A 1,076-nucleotide genomic window follows, 5' to 3' on the forward strand; every position below is an offset into this window, starting at 1 on the left:
GGTCAACGGCGACGCTGTGCGCTGTGAGTCTCCGACCCGGGAGCACCAGAAGGCCGTCCTTCGCCTGCTCGCGATGTTCGAGTCAGCGGCCAAGGAGCATGTATCCGTGGATCCGTCGACCTGCCTCGATGCCGGCCATGACTTCGATGTGGCGCTCTGGGAAACACCCCGGGCCACCATCCGACGGCCGGACGTCGCACTGTTCGAATGCGTGCCTTCCGAGGTTGGGCCGATGCCCGCCCGCCATGTGAAAATTGCTGTCGAGGTCATTTCACCGAGCCACGTGAAGACCGACCGGCTGGAAAAGATGAGTGAATACGCAGCCGCCGGAATCCCCTGGTATTGGCTGGTCAGCATCACCGACACCGACGTCACCGCCATCGAGACCTACGCACTCGACCACGGTGTCGGACATTATCGTCTCGCCCGGATCTTGAAGCCAGGCACCGCATTCGCCGTCGAACTGCCCATCCGGATAAACCTGGATTGGGGTCAGCTGACCGACCTGGTGCTGTAGGCCCATCAGCCTTGGGCTCATTCAGCCGCGACGGACGCGCACCGTGAAGCCCGTGGTGAACCGAGCGTTGTCCACAATCGCGAAGTAGTCCACAGAACCCCAGTTCACAGCCATTAGCGGCCTCGCGACCCGATACTCTGAGGACAGCCGAAGAGGAGGTTGCAGCTATGACAACCGCACAGGTTCGTGGACCGATGAAGATGCCCGACTCAGCTTTCGCGATGTGGGAGCGCGGTGAGCTCGACGAGTACCTCCATGTCCCGGACGGCAGTCGCGTCGAAATCATCGGGGGGGAAGTCGTCGTGTCACCTTGTCCACGATTCGGCCACGGACACGTGGTCCAGTCGATATCACGGGCCGTTTACGCCGCCGAGCTCGCCGACGAATCGTTTTGCTGGCAGCTGGCGACGAACGTCGACCTGAGCCTGATCGAGATCCAAGACGGATACGTGCCCGACCTGTTCCTACTCGACCGAGAAACCCACGCGGCCCTGCTCGCCGCCGACTCACCGCGGGTCTACCCAGCTCAACTGGCCCTCGCCGTCGAGGTGACCTCCCC

General features: G+C 62.6%; 2 protein-coding genes. Both read left to right on the forward strand.

The features are described from left to right. Positions 1 to 517: Uma2 family endonuclease (locus ACFWPJ_RS33595; protein ID WP_378857663.1), on the forward strand; the 517-nt coding region annotated here is incomplete at its 5' end. 167 nt (positions 518 to 684) lie between these two features. After that, the coding region (locus tag ACFWPJ_RS33600; protein ID WP_378857665.1) for a Uma2 family endonuclease at positions 685 to 1,076 on the forward strand (392 nt) is incomplete at its 3' end.

Origin of the sequence: Nocardia sp. NPDC058497 (genome assembly GCF_042720195.1) — a bacterium.
In the GTDB taxonomy this organism is placed as follows: Bacteria; Actinomycetota; Actinomycetes; order Mycobacteriales; family Mycobacteriaceae; genus Nocardia.